The organism is Shewanella sp. N2AIL, from assembly GCF_022690845.1.
In the GTDB taxonomy this organism is placed as follows: domain Bacteria; phylum Pseudomonadota; class Gammaproteobacteria; order Enterobacterales; family Shewanellaceae; genus Shewanella; species Shewanella baltica.
The window spans coordinates 1-14890 of sequence record NZ_JALBYT010000037.1 but is presented as its reverse complement, the minus strand read 5'-3'; the positions used below and the strand labels follow the sequence as shown (position 1 = coordinate 14890).

The window sequence follows — 14890 nt, the reverse complement described above, 5'->3', positions numbered from 1 at the left end:
TGACAGGATTCTATACTGGACGAAAAATAGCTCCGCGCTTAAACAGCGACCGCCGCTATTACAGACACTTCAACCAAATATTCCGGCTCAGCAATAGCAGCTTGCACGCAAGCGCGGGCTGGCGCATGGCCTTTAGGCACCCAAGCATCCCATACGGCATTCATCGCATCGTAATCACCCATGTCTTTCAGATAGATAGTCGCTGACAATACATGCTCACGCGAACTCCCCGCCTGCGCCAACAAGGTATCGACTTCTTCAAGCATAGTGACGGTTTGTTCAGTGATATCTTGATACTTATCCTTGGCCACTTGACCACACAGATACACAGTACCTTGGTGAATGACTATGCTGCTCATGCGGGTGCCAACGTCTAAACGGGTAATGCTCATATTGATCATCTCTTAAATCAGTACATTTAAATAATTGGTTTAACTCAAACTGAATAGGCCATTTTAACGATAAACAGGCGTTATGTCTGCGCCGCTAACTTAGGCCAAGGCGAATAGAAGCGCGCCATCAAGGCAAATAAACCGAGACCACAGCTCACCACGGCCAACCACACTAACGGCGTCGCCACTTCTAAATTCACTAATTGGAATCCAACCAAGGCCGAACACGCCGCGATTAACGCAAAGGGCAACTGAGTCACCACGTGGTCATGGGGAGCGCAACCTGAACTGGTCGCACTGAGCACGCTGGTATCTGAAATGGGCGAGCAGTGATCGCCAAAAACTGACCCCGCCATCACAGCGCTCAATACTGGCAATAACAGATGAGGATCTAAATTATGGGCAATCTCAGCGCCAATCGGGATCATAATCGCAAATGTGCCCCAGCTTGAACCCGTCGCAAAAGCCATTATCGCGCAGAGTAAAAACATTCCCGCCACCAGCAAGTGTGGAGAAAGATAAGATTTAGCCCAAGCGGCCAACAATTTCGCCACGCCAAGATCTTGGATAACAGCGCCAATCATCCAAGTGCAGAGCAAGATCGCAATGGCGAAGGCGATCATGCGCACACCGTGGCTCAAATCCCCCACTAAAGCCGTTAAGCGTCGCCCAGACAAGCCCAACATAATCAGAGTGACCAAGGTCGCCAACAAACAAGCATCGCGCATAGAGGCGCCAATATCGGCCTTAGCCAGCCAGAGCGACACATCCCAAGAAGAGACCTGCTGGGCACCAGACCACAAAGTTAATCCCACCGAAGCCAATAACAGAGTCAGCATAGGAATAGCGAGTAGCCAAGGATTGCCCTTGGCCTCGACTGTACTAGAAGATTCCACCACGGTAGCGGCGACAAAAGAGCGAAAACCCACGCCATACCAAGCGACAAGCACGGACAAACCTAAGGTCACTATGGCGTAAAAGTTAAATAAGGCCACATCGATGAAGGCTTCCAGCGGCGACATGGGCAAAAAGCTGATCCCCGCGATAAGCGCCATCACATAGGGGCCCCAACTGGAGAAAGGCAATAGCGCGCATAAAGGCGAAGCATTGGAATCAACCAAATAAGCGAGCTGCTCATGGCGAATGCCATAACGCTGGCTCAGTGGCTGACAAACATGACCGACGGCCAGGCAACTGAAAATCCCATCAATGAACACTAACCAACCGAGGAACACCACTCCCAGACGCGCCTGACGCTCAGTGCGGATACGGCTATATAGCCAATCGCCAAACTGACCCACGGCGCCGCCACGTGCTAACAATTGCGTCATGCTACCTAGCAGCAACATGGCCAATAGCACGTTGAGGTGCCACGCTTGCCACGCGCCTTGGGCATAAAATTGTTTAACACCGATATCAAGCAAATACCGCCCAGTTTGCAGCGGGTCAAATTGGGCGATCAATAGGGCGCCAGAGAAGATACCAACGCCTAACGCCACCAGCGTGCGGCGTAAAAACAGGGCTAAGGTTAAGGTCAACAGTAACGGGAGTATGGCGAGCAGACTAGGCGACATGGACCATTCCGATAAAAAATAAAACCAAGAATACTAACGAGTTAATAACAAATGCAAAAAAACTTAATTTAGAACCCAGTAATAGGGTGTTTTTTAACCAAACGATAAGAATCGCTATTCCTTAAGTTCTAGGCACTGCTAGAATCACAGTCCCATCCAGAAACCATAGGACTCTCCAGATGAGCCTTGAATTACTGTCCAAACTGGAAACCAAAATCCAGGCTGCACTCGAAACGATCGAGCTTCTAAAAATGGAGCTTGAAGAAGAGAAGCAAAAAGCGTCTACGCTGAGTGAGCACAATCAACAATTGAATGCGCAAAACCAGCAACTACAAGAAGAACTCACTTCTTGGAACGAAAAAGTTACTGGCCTTGTTGGCTTGTTAAACAGCGAAATCTAAACAGCATTTGTTTGATGATGCTGCGCTTCGATCAGTTCGTTCAATTCTAAAATAGCCTGCTTCACTTTTGGCAGGCTTTTTCTTGGCAGTAAAAACCGCCCCTTCTCAAATTCCAATCGTCCTAAGTCTTTAACCCAAATAACACCAGTGAGAAAAATACGCGCGTGCTTAACGATAAGCTTAGGTGCGTAGACAGGAAAAACTCTCATATGACCACCTACAAGCATTCTTGTTGTTATTGATTACAGTTGTTTGACAGAAGCTTTACCACTTGAGTTCATCTTTCGGGGGCTTTTTTTCATATTTGATTGCCCAACACTGTTAATCATCTGATTTAGTTAACTTACCAATATGCCATGCTGCAAACCAAAAAAACAAAGCGCCACAATAATGTCACTTGCCAATTTTTTGACGCTCTGTTAAATTAGCAGCGTTACTCAGGGTAAAAATGAGTCCTCTGGCTCAAGTCCGTACTTTCCGTTATAAGAAGTACGGTTTTTTTTGCCCATTTTTTACCTCGTCTTTATTCAATGAGTTCAAACGACTAACCTCTCTAACAGCCTACCGTATGCCTTACAGCAGCTGTCTCTGCTCGTTTCACCTTACTGTTGTTCTTTGCCGCAATAAAAAAGGAGCCTTAAGGCTCCCTTTAAAACGCTGTACGTGCAGTATTATCAACCGCTCACATGACAGCGGTGTGATAAGGTCACCCGAACTATTTTTTCGCTAGGTAGAAAGCGATATCTAACAGTTCGTCGTAGGATTTAATCGCACCGGTTTCAACACGATACTTACCGTTAACGACTAGAGCAGGTACGCCAGTCAGCTTAGCGTTTTCAGTATCACGCTTCATTTTCGCCATTTGCGCCTTCACCATGAAAGACTCAGCGGCCGCATCGAAGGTTTTACCATCAACACCATTAGCCACGAAAAGAGCGCGAATATCGGCAAGGCTAGTGAAGTGTTCTTTTTTCTCATGAATGGCAGAGAATAACGCCGCATCCATTTTATCATCGACGTTTAACTGATGCGCAACTGCGAATGCGCGTGACATTTCAACGCCCATTTCTTTACCAATAAAATCAACGTGTGCTTGGTTAAACGCTACGCCTTCAGGCTTTTCGGCGAGAATTTTTGGCACTACCGTTTTAGAGAAATTAAAGCAGTGTGGGCAATAGAAAGAGAAAAACTCGGTGATCTCTGGCTTAGCGGTTGCTGGGCCATCGTTAATCACTGTGTAATGCACACCTTCTTGGTATTCCACAGCCGATACAGCCAGTGGCGCCAGTAACAAAGCCGCGGCCATAAGTAATACTTTTTTCATGAACATTCCTTAAATCATTTTTGATAAATTGGCTGGAGACTAACATATTCCATTTTTTGAGTGTAACTCAAGCTTAAGAGTTCAATCTAATGTCACAAGATACGTCTGTGACATCATATTTTGCTCAATACTAATAAGGCACTAGGCTCAGTGGTGGCTCGCCAAGGGCAAAAAGTTGCTCCTTAAATGCCAAGATCTGCTGTTCCCAATACTTTTCATCCCCAAACCACGGGAAGTTCATCGGGAAAGCAGGATCGTCCCAGCGACGACCAATCCACGCGTTGTAGTGCACCATACGCAGCGCCCGCAGCGGTTCAATCAAGGCTAACTGTCTGGTATCAAACTCACAAAACTCTTCATAGGCTTCGAGTAATATCTCGAGCTGCATCAACTGCTGCGCTCTATCACCCGTTAACATCATCCATAAATCTTGAATCGCCGGCCCCATGCGAGCATCGTCTAAATCGACGAATCCGGGACCATCTGGCGTCCACAAAATATTGCCTGGGTGTAAATCGCCATGCAAACGAATGGCCGCAAAATCTTGGCGATCCCAAATCGCATTCGCCTTAGCCAACACTTGCTCAACGACGGTAAAAAACGGCAAGCGTAGGCTGTTAGGCACTAGATTAGATTGCTTTAACCACGCGAGCGGCTCGGCGCCTAGAATCTGCGGATTCAGCGGTTCACGTTCAGCAAATACAGTTTGCGCCGCGTACTGATGTATACGACCGATGAATCGGCCAACTAATTCCAGCTGTTCTAAATTATCGACTTCAAAGGCGCGGCCACCCAAGGAAGGGAACAGGGTAAATCGATAGCCTTGGTACTTGTGTAACGTATGACCTTCGATGATCACAGGCACGGCAATCGGGATATCTTCTGCCGCGAGTGCGAGCGCATAATCATGTTCCTCTTGGATCTGCGCGTCGCTCCAACGGTCGGGGCGATAGAATTTCACCACATAACGCAGCCCTTCATCGCTGCGGAACTGATACACGCGGTTCTCGTAGCTGTTTAGCGCGAGCAAGCCTGTTTCCGGGTACACGCCCAGACTTTCGATCGCATCTAAGATCAAATCCGGCGTTAGGGCTTGAAAATGGAACTCAGCGCCGCTAGAACTCGTGGTTGATGGCGTCATATTCTGACTCATATTCAGTTCACTCTTAGGTGAGGTTGTAGCAAAGTGGCTAAGTATTCCAGCACCTCAAAATCGGCTTCTCGTTCGGTCGAGAGCCAGCAAATGTTGCCGTAAAACTCATAATTGAGCCATAACTGGCTGCCTTCAAATTCTAATAACCATTGATGCCTGTCGGCGCCCCACTGACGCTCGCGCACAGTGCAATCGAGCGCCGCGGCTAAAGGTTCGGCAAAGTCGGCGAAACGATCAAAATCGATATCCGCACTGACCGCTAAACTTAAGGCGCTTCTATCTAAGCGAATGGTATTTAAGCTAATGGCTTTTAGGTGCGTGCTTGGTAATTTCATGCTTGTTATCCAATCAACTACTACATGACATGATCAAACCTTGGCCCCAATCCGGTGGACGCTTGGCCAAGTCTTCATGCTCTGCGTGTTCGGCAAAGGGCTGAGTTAAGATTTTTTGCAGCAAATGCAGCGGCGCAAGATTACCCTCTTCCACCGCGATTATCGCCTCTTGGGCTAAATAGTTACGCAAAATATATTTGGGATTCACACTATTGCGCTCAGTTTGCCACGCGGGAATATCCGCTACTGCGCCCAATCGTTGTTGGTAGGCTTGATACCAAATATCAAACTGACTTACATCAATAAAGTCATCCCGTAGCGCACTGTGTTTGCTGGTCGGATCTAACTTGCCTAATTGGCGCCAAGTCTGAGTGTAATCAAGCTGATTTTTCTCCATCAGCACAGTGAATCGACCTATGAGGTCGAGATCCTGTTTGTCCTGCTCCGCCGACGGAACATCAACTGCAGAGAGACCTAATTTCGCCCGCATCAAGCGCAAATAAGGCTGCACTAGCGCCTCTTGGTATTGATTAAGAATGGCAATTAAGTCATCGGATGGGATCACAGGTGTGAGCGCCTGCGCTAAGCGTTGCAAGTTCCACAAACCAACGCCCGGCTGTTGACCAAAGGCATAACGACCTTCGGGATCCGAATGATTACAGATAAAATCCTCTTGGAACGTATCGAGGAACGCAAAGGGGCCGAAGTCAAAACTGTCACCCAGAATCGACATATTGTCTGTATTCATCACGCCATGGGCAAAACCGACCGCTTGCCAGTGGGCAATCATCTTGGCGGTATCTTGCACTACCTGTAAAAACCACGCTTTATAACCTTCGGCATCACAACTCAAATGGGGATAATGCTGAGTAATAGTGAAGTTGAGTAATTGAATCAGCTTATCGGCACGGCCGCGCTCACTGTGGCAGAAAAACTCGAAATGACCGAAACGAATATGGCTACGGGCTAAACGCACGGTAATAGCTGCGGTTTCTTGGCTCTCACGCCATACGGGTAAGTCAGAGCCAATCACGGCCAAAGCGCGGGTCGTCGGCACGTGCAAATGATGCAACGCTTCAGAGACTAAAAACTCACGCACGGCAGAGCGCATCATAGCTCGACCATCACCACGGCGCGAATAAGGCGTCGGACCGCCGCCTTTAAGGGCGACATCCCATGCGCCATTTGGGCCAATCGCTTCACCTAAAATGATCGAGCGTCCATCCCCTAAGCGCGGCGTGTAACCGCCAAATTGGTGGCCGCTATACACTTGAGCATAATAAGTTGCGCCATCGACGGCGGCATTGCCAGACAAGCCCAATAACAGCTCATTTGTGGGTTGGCTTAAGCCAATCAATTGCGCAGCGTCATTACTCCATGCCAGCCATTCAGGCTTAGTAATCCCTTGCGGGTAAACTTGCGAGTAAAACTCAGGTAACTGCGTAAAAAAATCCTGTTTAAACTTCATCTTGTCCACCTATTGGCTCATGGTCTTGCAAACCAGCACCGACTTATCGTCGAACTCACATAGGTGCCCACATTGATACACACCAAGGCCAAAGCCACTCACACCAGAGCTGCTTAGACGCTGCATGCCGTGGGCCTTGCTCTGGCATTGCGCTAGGGTGTCGTAGTAGCCATTAATATCCTCGGCCTGCAAAGGCGTCACCGGAATGGCACTCACATCGGGATAATAAAATAGGGTCCATTCTGGGGTTTTAGTACAGCCACTGAGTAGCAATAATCCAAGCCCGAATAAGACATTCGGTAAGGCGTAGCTTAGTTTCATTTTTCCCCTATCAAGCCCATAAAAAAAGCGAACCTTAGTTCGCCTTTTGCGCATCCAGTTAGCAGGGATTCTACACTGCTTAGACGAGGGAAATAACCGCTTTTCGTTTAAGGGTTTACCCGCTAAGCGCTCCCAACCAAAGTGTTAAGCCGTAGTTGCTTTAGCCTGTGCTTTCTCAATCCGATTGATCCGGCCCTCAAAGCCAGTGACAGTGCCATCGCTCAGCCCAAGCTCTAATGCTTTACGACAAATGACAATGGCGGCATCGAAGGCTTGGGTATCATTTAGCAAGGTGGCTAAATGCAAGAAACCGGAAGACTTAAGCTCAGTATCTTTGCCTTGCTCGGCGCTAGCCGCTTGGAACAGTGCGACATATTCTTCAGCTAACTGAGCGCCATAGTTAAGATAATCCGCCGATTTACGCTGCTTGTAGCACTCTGCGACCATATTTTGCAGCGCGGTATAGCGAGCACTGGCTGACGTTGCCCCTTGATATTCTTCAAAGGCACGAACTAAGGTTACATTCGCCCAAGCCCCTGGCGCACCGACCTCTGAACGCGTGCTCGATGCTGGCTCAGCCTCAGTCTTAACGTCAGCTTGTTCATCTGTTGGCGTGGTGCCTAAAATGATCACCGCCTCTTCATTATGGGCCGCAGGAATATCGACTTCGATGATATCTGTGTCTAGTTCCACCGAAATGTTCGCCGGCTCATTCGTCTCACGGGGCATCAATTCGGCTTCTACTTCGATGACAGGCTCAACTTCCACCACGCGAGTGTCTTCTGCCTGCTCAACTGGTTCAGGCTCTACGCGCTCGGGTTCAGCAGCGGAGGAAATAGGTGCCTCTTCGGTAGGAACAACAGGTTTTACCGTGGTCGATTTAGGTTTCATCGCCTCTTGTTCTTCTTTCGCCAATCGCTGCGCGCGAAGAAATAAAAACACCCCGACAGCAATTAGTATAAATACGACTATGATCTTCATTCTTGTTCACCTTTGATGGCCGCTTCTCGTCAGAAGCCGTGTCAATTGGTTTGCCAAAATCCATTAGGACAGTGTCCATGGCAACCGAGTCTAGCTAAAAATTGAGCAGAGATTAACCGCTATTAAAGTCCATTGTGTCGGTGTAAATCAAGTATTTATGCCTTTTTATACGATCTTGCGCTCAAATAGTTATAGCCAATTGCGCTAGACTGACGGAACCGCGTTGCCTTATCACCCCAATCGCCCAGTTTACGACAAATATAAGGAAAACCTGATGCAAAGTATTCTCATCGTGGCCCACGCTAGCCCCTACGGGACAGAAAAGCTATTTAACAGCCTACGCATCGCATTAGCACTGAAGGATCAGGATGAACAAGCCGTCGATCTTAAACTCTTTCTCATGTCTGATGCCGTGTTTGGCGCACTCAAAAATCAAACCACACCCGACTTAAGCTATAACCTACAACAGATGTTCGAGATCCTCTCAGCGCAGCAAGTGCCTATCCTGCTTTGTAAGACCTGCGCTCAAGCGCGAGGCGTCACGGCGGAAATGATTATCGAAGGCGCGCACATAGGTACGCTGCAAGATTTAACTCGCTGGACACTGGCTGCCGACAAAGTGATGCATATCTAAGGTTTACTTTTAGGTGTGGATTAAGATGGTTGGATTATTTAAAGCCCCATTTTGTGCGCACCTTCATAAATTGGCGCTTTCGTTTTGTCAGCGCCAATTTCACTGCCTATGATGGGATATCCGAGTGACAAGCTAAGGTATTCCAATGGGCACAGCCACACTGCTTACGGGCAAACTCCTGTACGAGCACCAGACCATTGCCGCTATGGTGACGATTTATTGCAAGGCGAAACACCAAGGCCAAGGCGCGACAGGCCTATGTGCAGATTGCATTGAGTTATTGGATTATGCCGCAACGCGCCTAGATCGCTGCCCCTACGGACAAAGCAAACCCACCTGTAATAAATGCCCTGTACATTGCTACAAACCAGCGCAGAAACAAATCGTTAAAGAGATCATGATCTTCTCCGGTCCTCGGATGCTGTTACCGCATCCCATTCGTGCAATCAAACACTTACTTGCGGAACGCATTCCCGTTCCCAGCGCTGTGCCCGAGGCGGCTTCAAATCGTCATCGGCGCATAGCAAGCCAGCAGAAAAACTAACAGCGATACTTTTACCGAGCCGATTTCCCTGATATAACAGGGCTCGAGGTATCGCATATGAACGATTTTAATACTTTTTTCGCTCAAGCTTACTGGTGGTTGTCGTTATTCGGAGGCGTACATTGCCTCGCGTTAGCTATTTATATTCGCTATTTTTATCACCCAGACGGTAACCAAAAACTCCTCGCAGCTTTCTTAAGTCTCATCGCCCTGTACTTCCTAACGGGTTTATTGAACCGCGATAACAGTCCAATTCCGATCCATATTCTATTCAACCTGATTAACCCTATCTATTTTTTGCTTATGCCTTTGCTCTATCTCTATTGCAAACGCAGTTTAGTTCCGCCCCATAAACCGCTAGGGTTTTCAAAACATTACTGGCCGTCGGCATTCACCTTAGTTTTCGCCATTTTAGATATCGCCCTAAGATTAAGCGCACACCCCAACGGGGAGTGGCAACCTTTAGCCCAAATGCTGAAGGAAATTAGCATTAGCCAATGGGGCGCCATACTACCCGCACTGCTATCGGTACAAACCTGTTGTTACTTTGTCGCGTTGTGGGTACTGTTTCGTCGGCATAAACGCAATCAAACTGATGTCACACTCACCCAAGAGGCGCTCGGTACCATTCGATTTCGTTGGCTGATAGGTTTGACCTTGGCCATGTTGTTGAACTGGTTGATCCGCGTATTTGTGGTGATTTTACCCTTCTATCTAGGTGATAACTTGTCATTGCTATCCCATGCGTTACCTAGACTCACCTTACTGCTGAGCATGTATATGTTGGCCGTATACGGCCTGAAACAAATCACCCGCTCAGCCTATCTAAAAGGTCGCATGGCGAAACCCCAATCACAACCACGCCCAATCGCGATTGAAAATGTGCTCACTCCTGAGGAGTATGAATTCTTGCATCAAATTCAGCAGGACGACGCAGAAAATCCCCAAGCTTCTTCACCACCTAAGAACTAATTAGCGAAACCATACTCCAATCATCACCACCAATATCACTCCAAGCATTAAGCCGAACACTGAACCTAAGCTGACACATATGTCACTTTTGGCTGTCATTTGTGTCGATAAAGGCTAGTCTGGAGCAACCGAAGACTTGAAGAGGCGTTACCATGAAATCATTTTTAACTGCCATTGCGGCATCGACATGCCTTATCGTGAGCCTATTTGCGGCGCCCACTGCACATGCGGATGAAAGCTATGATCAGGCGGTAGTCAATTTCCAAAAAGCGAAAGAAACCAGTAAGTTTTTCGACACAGCCTATGGCTATGCGTTATTCCCGACTGTGGGTAAAGGCGGCATAGGCATTGGCGCTGCCTATGGCAAGGGCCGAGTCTATCAAGGCGGTGTTTATATGGGTGATTCGAGCCTGACTCAATTATCCATCGGTTTTCAATTAGGTGGACAAGCCTACAGCGAGATCATCTTCTTTAAAGATGCTAAAGCCTATGAAGCCTTCACAAGCGGCAGTTTCGAGTTTGATGCCCAAGCCTCGGCGGTTGCCATCAACATGGGCGCAAGCGCTCAAGCGGGAACCACAGGCAACTCAGCAGGCGCAGGCCAATCGGGAGGAAATCGCTCGGCCAGTGGCTCGTACATTAACGGCATGGCGGTATTTACTGCAGCGAAAGGCGGTTTGATGTTTGAAGCAGCGCTTGCGGGTCAAGCCTTTAGCTTCGAGCCTAAAACTAACTAATACGAACCATTAACGGTTAACTCAAACGGCGGGCCTCAGTGCTCGCCGTTTTTTTGTTAGATCTTTTATAACGTTATGATTTAAAGATAGAAGTAAACAATGTTTCAAACCACTTTTAGCTTGTTCCCAAGTAACTTGGTCGTATAAAGGCTGAATACATGAAATAACAGAATAAATAAGCCATTGAATAAAAAACTAATTAAGTGCTAACAGATCTGCATGAATTACCTGATTGCGACCTTTAGATTTAGCCTCATACAAAGCCTTATCGGCCCGAATAAGCAAAGGCTCAATACTCGAAACACTACTAGACGTCGCCACACCAATACTAATTGATAACCGTATATCTGGATTTACATTAATTGTTTCAATAGCTAATCGAAGTTTTTCGGATACAGCTAATGCTTGTTCGCTATCTGCTCTGGGTAAAATGGCGGCGAACTCTTCGCCACCGAAACGGCCAATAATGCCATATTGCTTTAGTCCATCTTGCAAAGCATCAGCACAAAGCTTAAGCACAGTATCGCCGACATTATGTCCGTGTACGTCATTAATTTTCTTAAAATTATCAAGATCTAACATAAGCACACTAACGGGAAAGTTTTCACTGGCGATGATACTCGTCGCATTATGCATAAAAGCCCTTCGGTTAAATAAACCCGTCAAACTATCCTGCGAAGCTAATGTGGATAACTCTTTGTTTAATCTATCCAATCTAACTAACAGAATGACAACCGTGCTGAAAATGATATAAATCATTCCAGCAATCACTAAACCACTCTGAAAAGAACTTTTGGCGACTAAATGAATAAATAATTCTGGTTTTACATAACAAAATAAGGCTCTTACGATAAAGCCTACCCCAAATAAGCCAGTAGAATACATCAACCAGCCCTTTAGCTTTTCACTTCCAGACCAGTTGCCTCTCGTTAAAACAAATGCCATTAAGATCAATTGAGTACCCGTAATAATACTTGCAAAAATAACTCGCATGGCTATGTCATCAATATAAATAGACATAGTCAGGATCATCACGAATATGGGGAATAAAACGAGCCAAAGCGGCGCTTGTTTACCCACTAAGCGAGCAAACGCCAGATAACTGAATGAAAACGCAGTAGTGACGCAAAAATTATAAAAAATAACCGCAACAACGGGAGGTAAATAAGGACGAGAAAACAGCAGTAAATTAGCAATCCCGTGAATAAACAGTGCAATAACCCAGTATTTTGTCCCTTTATCCATTCCCCTCTCAGCCATCAGTAATATTGCAAGCAGCCATTGAACAATAGCTTGTGCGATGATTAGCGTTGGAGAATCGAGTTCTATCATGTTTTGGACTGATAAGTTCATATCTAGGTTTAGATAGAAATAGTATCAGAGTCGATACTCATACGGTAAGAAGTAATTCCACAATGAAGACAAGGGTTCGGATAGAGAATGTCAAAGCATGCTTTCAGCAAAGGTTTCTGCTGAAAGCAAATCACAAATAAAATACATAGAATAAAGTGAAATACATCAGATTATAGCGACATCAGCCCAATAATAGGCCCTGCTAAATTACTGTCGCTGAAACCATACCATGACATAGCAGAGTGCCTAAGAACAACTACTTAGCTAAATCATATACCCATACATTGACATAAAATCTACCCATAGTCTGACAAATAAGAAATCCCAAAATAACTCTAGTGATAAGTGTAATTTTACTACGAATATCCATATAAACCTTTGCAAACTTACAATGGGGCATAAGGGATTTAGAAATGGCAGCGTACCTATGTGAGCGCTGCCATTTTGGTAAGAGACTTTATTACTCTCCCACAGCCAGCGGGCTTGTTTCATAGTGATGACATCGTCCATAGCTTGCTGAGAGTCGTAAGGATCAGCAAATTGTGCCGTCAAAATGCAATCAACATCGTACCATTGGCGGGCTAGCCGCGCAGGGTCGGATCATGTTCTTGGGTTGAGAACTGATACAGAGCGGTGAGCTTTTCCCAAAGAATGTACTCCTAGTGGTAGACCATAACCGTCGCTTTAGGTAAGCCCAGGGACTCAAGACCAGGGATGTTAGCGATATAAGTCTCAACTTGGATTCCTTTGGTTGGTTTGCCACGGTTGCGACCACCGAACTCCAACAGAATATGGTCGAGTTGATAATCATTACCGCTCAGGGTGGTTCGAGGGAAATGAATGTCAATTTTCTCACCTGAAGCTCTATCATCTTTGTCCAACTCAAATTCAGCATACAGGCCTTCGATTTTGTACACAGCAAGACGTTGGTTTAACCTGTCGAGTAGATCAGCTGTCCAGCCTCGCAGCTTTTCACCTTGTTGTTTACGAAACTTGCTAGCTTGGCTTTTATTAGCGATACTCGCTTGCTAGGCTGCTGCTTGCTCTTCAGTAAGCCCTGAGAGATCCGCTCAATGGATCGAAAGGTCTATATCTTCAGAGAAACGATTAATCGCATTCCAACACTTGCTGAGCGCGGTACCGCCCTTAAACGCAACGGAACAATCACCCAACAGCTTTTCATCAAAGAGCAAGCAAAGGATCTCTGTGACCCAAACATCTTTTTCTAAATAACAAGCTGGAAGTCCATGTGGATGTTGCAGGGAAGCAGCGTTAAACAGGGCGGTGAGTTCGGCGTGTTGCTTTTGGGCTTATTTATCAAAAATATTCATGGGCTTTTTGTAGCTCGGATGCACTTTCAAGGGCGGCCCGCCAGTTAGTCATTTCGGGGATAGACGCAACTTTTTGCAGTACATTGCAGGCTTCAACTGGCGTCAGTTTGAGTCGTTTAATGGCAGTCAAGATTTCGTGTACTGGTGCGTGTTTTGCCGATTCTGAGATAGCCAGTAAGCCACGAAACAATTCTCCTTCGGGCCTTTCAGGCCAGCGGAGTTTCGCTTCACTCGTGTGTTTGACTGTCGCGACTTGATTTCCAATTCTGAACTCGCGACTAGGGCCGGTCGTCCATAGGATCGTTTTCATTGGTGCTTGGGTTTGCAGGCCAAGTCGATAGGCTGACTGTAAGCTCTGAGGCGCGATTTTATAATGGTGGGTCTTGGCCCAAGCTCTTGCCACGGCTTCAGCTTCCGCTGCAAAAGTGATATTGGGTAGTCCAGCAATGCGGACAGGCCGGCTATATATTCCTTTAGCAACGCGTTCAACGGTGCCTTCCTTAGCAAGTCGGCTAAATGCTTTTTGCACAGACGTCACCGAGCCTAAAGAATAAAAATTCTCTATGGTGAACGGTGTGCCTTTTTTAAGCCGTGAAACACGTTTAGCAACAAGCTGTGCGACTGACATATAACCTTACCAAGCTGGCGCCTATGGTGTGATGTGAGATAATTCTACATCATACTGCAAAAGGCTTTCGATGAAAAATTCGCCAGGATGATATTAGGTGACTATCGTCGCGTCAAAGCACCTTTTAGTGCAGTGCTTGTTCTGGCTTGTAATGCTAATAAACGAGTAAATGGAAGGAATAGGTATTCCGTGCCTACGACAAGGCTGCGCCCTTGAATACGGTGACTGTACAGACTTTGGCAAATCGACTAACTCTGCTCGGTTGTAGGAAAGGAATAAAGTTTCATACTAAACTGTCAATTAACCCTGCTCCAACCGTTTAAGATTAAACGTTACCAAAAATAAAGATTCATACTAATTGCGACTACTAAGTCTGAAATGAGCTACAACCGAGTATTAAAGTATCATCCTCGTTGTAGCTCACTTCGGGACATGGCTAATCCAAAGGACTTGCTACCGAGGACTTTCGTAAGGTCCAGCTACCATCTTTATTATCAATCCAGTCAATGACATCGCCATCTTGCCATTTTAGGTCAACAAGATATGCATCAGGTATTCTGAAAAAGCCTCTCCATCTTCGGTTCTTTCAATTTCGACTTTCATTATTTCCCTCTTCCCCCTGTGTCAGGATTGTTGTCACCCCTAAATAATCATTATGTTTAAAGACAGGGTGCGGCAAAAGAGAACGATATGGCTCGGTATTCACCAGAACGTAAAGAGGCGATCCTTAAAAAATTATTAC

16 protein-coding genes and 1 pseudogene are annotated in these 14890 nt (G+C 46.5%); 5 read left to right on the top strand and 12 right to left on the bottom strand.

From position 1 onward, the window contains the following. Positions 1-38: 38 nt before the first annotated feature. On the bottom strand, positions 39-392 hold the full coding sequence (locus MO387_RS17885) for a RidA family protein (RefSeq protein WP_063884647.1): 354 nt from the start codon (positions 390-392) through the stop codon (positions 39-41). An 80-nt stretch (positions 393-472) separates the two neighbouring features. Beyond that, positions 473-1966 carry a Na+/H+ antiporter NhaC family protein gene (locus MO387_RS17880; RefSeq protein ID WP_107946290.1) on the bottom strand — a complete coding sequence of 498 codons (1494 nt, stop codon included), beginning with the start codon at positions 1964-1966 and terminating at the stop codon, positions 473-475. A gap of 179 nt (positions 1967-2145) precedes the next feature. Between MO387_RS17880 and MO387_RS17875 the strand changes: the two genes are divergently transcribed. After that, complete coding sequence (locus tag MO387_RS17875; RefSeq protein ID WP_006083484.1) at positions 2146-2367, top strand: cell division protein ZapB; 222 nt, start codon at positions 2146-2148, stop codon at positions 2365-2367. Here the strand turns inward: MO387_RS17875 and MO387_RS17870 are convergent. From MO387_RS17870 to MO387_RS17840, 7 genes are all read right to left on the bottom strand, one after another. Beyond that, positions 2364-2576: a DUF1107 domain-containing protein gene (locus MO387_RS17870; RefSeq protein WP_006083486.1), complete on the bottom strand. Its 213-nt coding sequence runs from the start codon at positions 2574-2576 to the stop codon at positions 2364-2366. The two genes, MO387_RS17875 and MO387_RS17870, sit on opposite strands and share 4 nt — an antisense overlap. Before the next feature lie 506 nt (positions 2577-3082). Then, positions 3083-3691, bottom strand: a complete 609-nt coding sequence (locus tag MO387_RS17865; protein WP_006083489.1) for a thiol:disulfide interchange protein DsbA/DsbL — start codon at positions 3689-3691, stop codon at positions 3083-3085. A gap of 130 nt (positions 3692-3821) precedes the next feature. Further along, positions 3822-4844, bottom strand: coding sequence for a serine/threonine protein kinase (locus MO387_RS17860; protein WP_107946289.1), 1023 nt, complete (start codon positions 4842-4844; stop codon positions 3822-3824). Between the two features lie 2 nt (positions 4845-4846). Continuing rightward, the gene (locus MO387_RS17855) at positions 4847-5179 is read right to left on the bottom strand and encodes a DUF3630 family protein (RefSeq protein ID WP_199908776.1); all 333 of its coding nucleotides are present in this window, start codon (positions 5177-5179) and stop codon (positions 4847-4849) included. Between the two features lie 13 nt (positions 5180-5192). Beyond that, positions 5193-6647: a protein adenylyltransferase SelO gene (locus tag MO387_RS17850; protein WP_107946288.1), complete on the bottom strand. Its 1455-nt coding sequence runs from the start codon at positions 6645-6647 to the stop codon at positions 5193-5195. A gap of 9 nt (positions 6648-6656) precedes the next feature. Further along, positions 6657-6968 carry a hypothetical protein gene (locus MO387_RS17845; protein WP_012090451.1) on the bottom strand — a complete coding sequence of 104 codons (312 nt, stop codon included), beginning with the start codon at positions 6966-6968 and terminating at the stop codon, positions 6657-6659. A gap of 144 nt (positions 6969-7112) precedes the next feature. Beyond that, entirely contained in the window at positions 7113-7949 is an 837-nt protein-coding gene (locus MO387_RS17840) for a hypothetical protein (protein ID WP_107946287.1), read from the bottom strand. Between the two features lie 274 nt (positions 7950-8223). On the opposite strand from MO387_RS17840, the gene MO387_RS17835 reads away from it, so the two are divergent. The 4 genes from MO387_RS17835 (at position 8224) to MO387_RS17820 (ending at position 10836) form a co-directional block, all read left to right on the top strand. Beyond that, positions 8224-8583, top strand: a complete 360-nt coding sequence (locus tag MO387_RS17835) for a DsrE family protein (RefSeq protein WP_006083495.1) — start codon at positions 8224-8226, stop codon at positions 8581-8583. A 145-nt stretch (positions 8584-8728) separates the two neighbouring features. Continuing rightward, a complete protein-coding gene (locus MO387_RS17830; protein ID WP_107946286.1) occupies positions 8729-9127 on the top strand; it encodes a nitrous oxide-stimulated promoter family protein in 399 nt (132 codons plus the stop codon). 57 nt (positions 9128-9184) lie between these two features. Further along, on the top strand, positions 9185-10099 hold the full coding sequence (locus MO387_RS17825) for a hypothetical protein (RefSeq protein WP_107946285.1): 915 nt from the start codon (positions 9185-9187) through the stop codon (positions 10097-10099). A 152-nt stretch (positions 10100-10251) separates the two neighbouring features. After that, positions 10252-10836: a YSC84-related protein gene (locus tag MO387_RS17820; RefSeq protein ID WP_107946284.1), complete on the top strand. Its 585-nt coding sequence runs from the start codon at positions 10252-10254 to the stop codon at positions 10834-10836. Positions 10837-11031: 195 nt separating this feature from the next. Here MO387_RS17820 and MO387_RS17815 read toward each other — a convergent pair whose 3' ends face one another. The 3 genes and pseudogenes from MO387_RS17815 to MO387_RS17805 form a co-directional block, all read right to left on the bottom strand. Further along, positions 11032-12168 carry a GGDEF domain-containing protein gene (locus MO387_RS17815; protein WP_234420986.1) on the bottom strand — a complete coding sequence of 379 codons (1137 nt, stop codon included), beginning with the start codon at positions 12166-12168 and terminating at the stop codon, positions 11032-11034. Positions 12169-12848: 680 nt separating this feature from the next. Next, positions 12849-13361, bottom strand: a pseudogene (locus MO387_RS17810) (nucleotidyl transferase AbiEii/AbiGii toxin family protein). A 145-nt stretch (positions 13362-13506) separates the two neighbouring features. After that, on the bottom strand, positions 13507-14148 hold the full coding sequence (locus tag MO387_RS17805; RefSeq protein WP_226060098.1) for a DUF6088 family protein: 642 nt from the start codon (positions 14146-14148) through the stop codon (positions 13507-13509). Positions 14149-14890: the final 742 nt, after the last annotated feature.

Coding starts and splice junctions, on each gene's coding strand:
- MO387_RS17885 (WP_063884647.1), bottom strand. CDS start 392: ATGAGCATTACCCGTTTAGACGTTGGCACCCGCATGAGCAGCATAGTC.
- MO387_RS17880 (WP_107946290.1), bottom strand. CDS start 1,966: ATGTCGCCTAGTCTGCTCGCCATACTCCCGTTACTGTTGACCTTAACC.
- MO387_RS17875 (WP_006083484.1), top strand. CDS start 2,146: ATGAGCCTTGAATTACTGTCCAAACTGGAAACCAAAATCCAGGCTGCA.
- MO387_RS17870 (WP_006083486.1), bottom strand. CDS start 2,576: ATGAGAGTTTTTCCTGTCTACGCACCTAAGCTTATCGTTAAGCACGCG.
- MO387_RS17865 (WP_006083489.1), bottom strand. CDS start 3,691: ATGAAAAAAGTATTACTTATGGCCGCGGCTTTGTTACTGGCGCCACTG.
- MO387_RS17860 (WP_107946289.1), bottom strand. CDS start 4,844: ATGAGTCAGAATATGACGCCATCAACCACGAGTTCTAGCGGCGCTGAG.
- MO387_RS17855 (WP_199908776.1), bottom strand. CDS start 5,179: ATGAAATTACCAAGCACGCACCTAAAAGCCATTAGCTTAAATACCATT.
- MO387_RS17850 (WP_107946288.1), bottom strand. CDS start 6,647: ATGAAGTTTAAACAGGATTTTTTTACGCAGTTACCTGAGTTTTACTCG.
- MO387_RS17845 (WP_012090451.1), bottom strand. CDS start 6,968: ATGAAACTAAGCTACGCCTTACCGAATGTCTTATTCGGGCTTGGATTA.
- MO387_RS17840 (WP_107946287.1), bottom strand. CDS start 7,949: ATGAAGATCATAGTCGTATTTATACTAATTGCTGTCGGGGTGTTTTTA.
- MO387_RS17835 (WP_006083495.1), top strand. CDS start 8,224: ATGCAAAGTATTCTCATCGTGGCCCACGCTAGCCCCTACGGGACAGAA.
- MO387_RS17830 (WP_107946286.1), top strand. CDS start 8,729: ATGGGCACAGCCACACTGCTTACGGGCAAACTCCTGTACGAGCACCAG.
- MO387_RS17825 (WP_107946285.1), top strand. CDS start 9,185: ATGAACGATTTTAATACTTTTTTCGCTCAAGCTTACTGGTGGTTGTCG.
- MO387_RS17820 (WP_107946284.1), top strand. CDS start 10,252: ATGAAATCATTTTTAACTGCCATTGCGGCATCGACATGCCTTATCGTG.
- MO387_RS17815 (WP_234420986.1), bottom strand. CDS start 12,168: ATGATAGAACTCGATTCTCCAACGCTAATCATCGCACAAGCTATTGTT.
- MO387_RS17805 (WP_226060098.1), bottom strand. CDS start 14,148: ATGTCAGTCGCACAGCTTGTTGCTAAACGTGTTTCACGGCTTAAAAAA.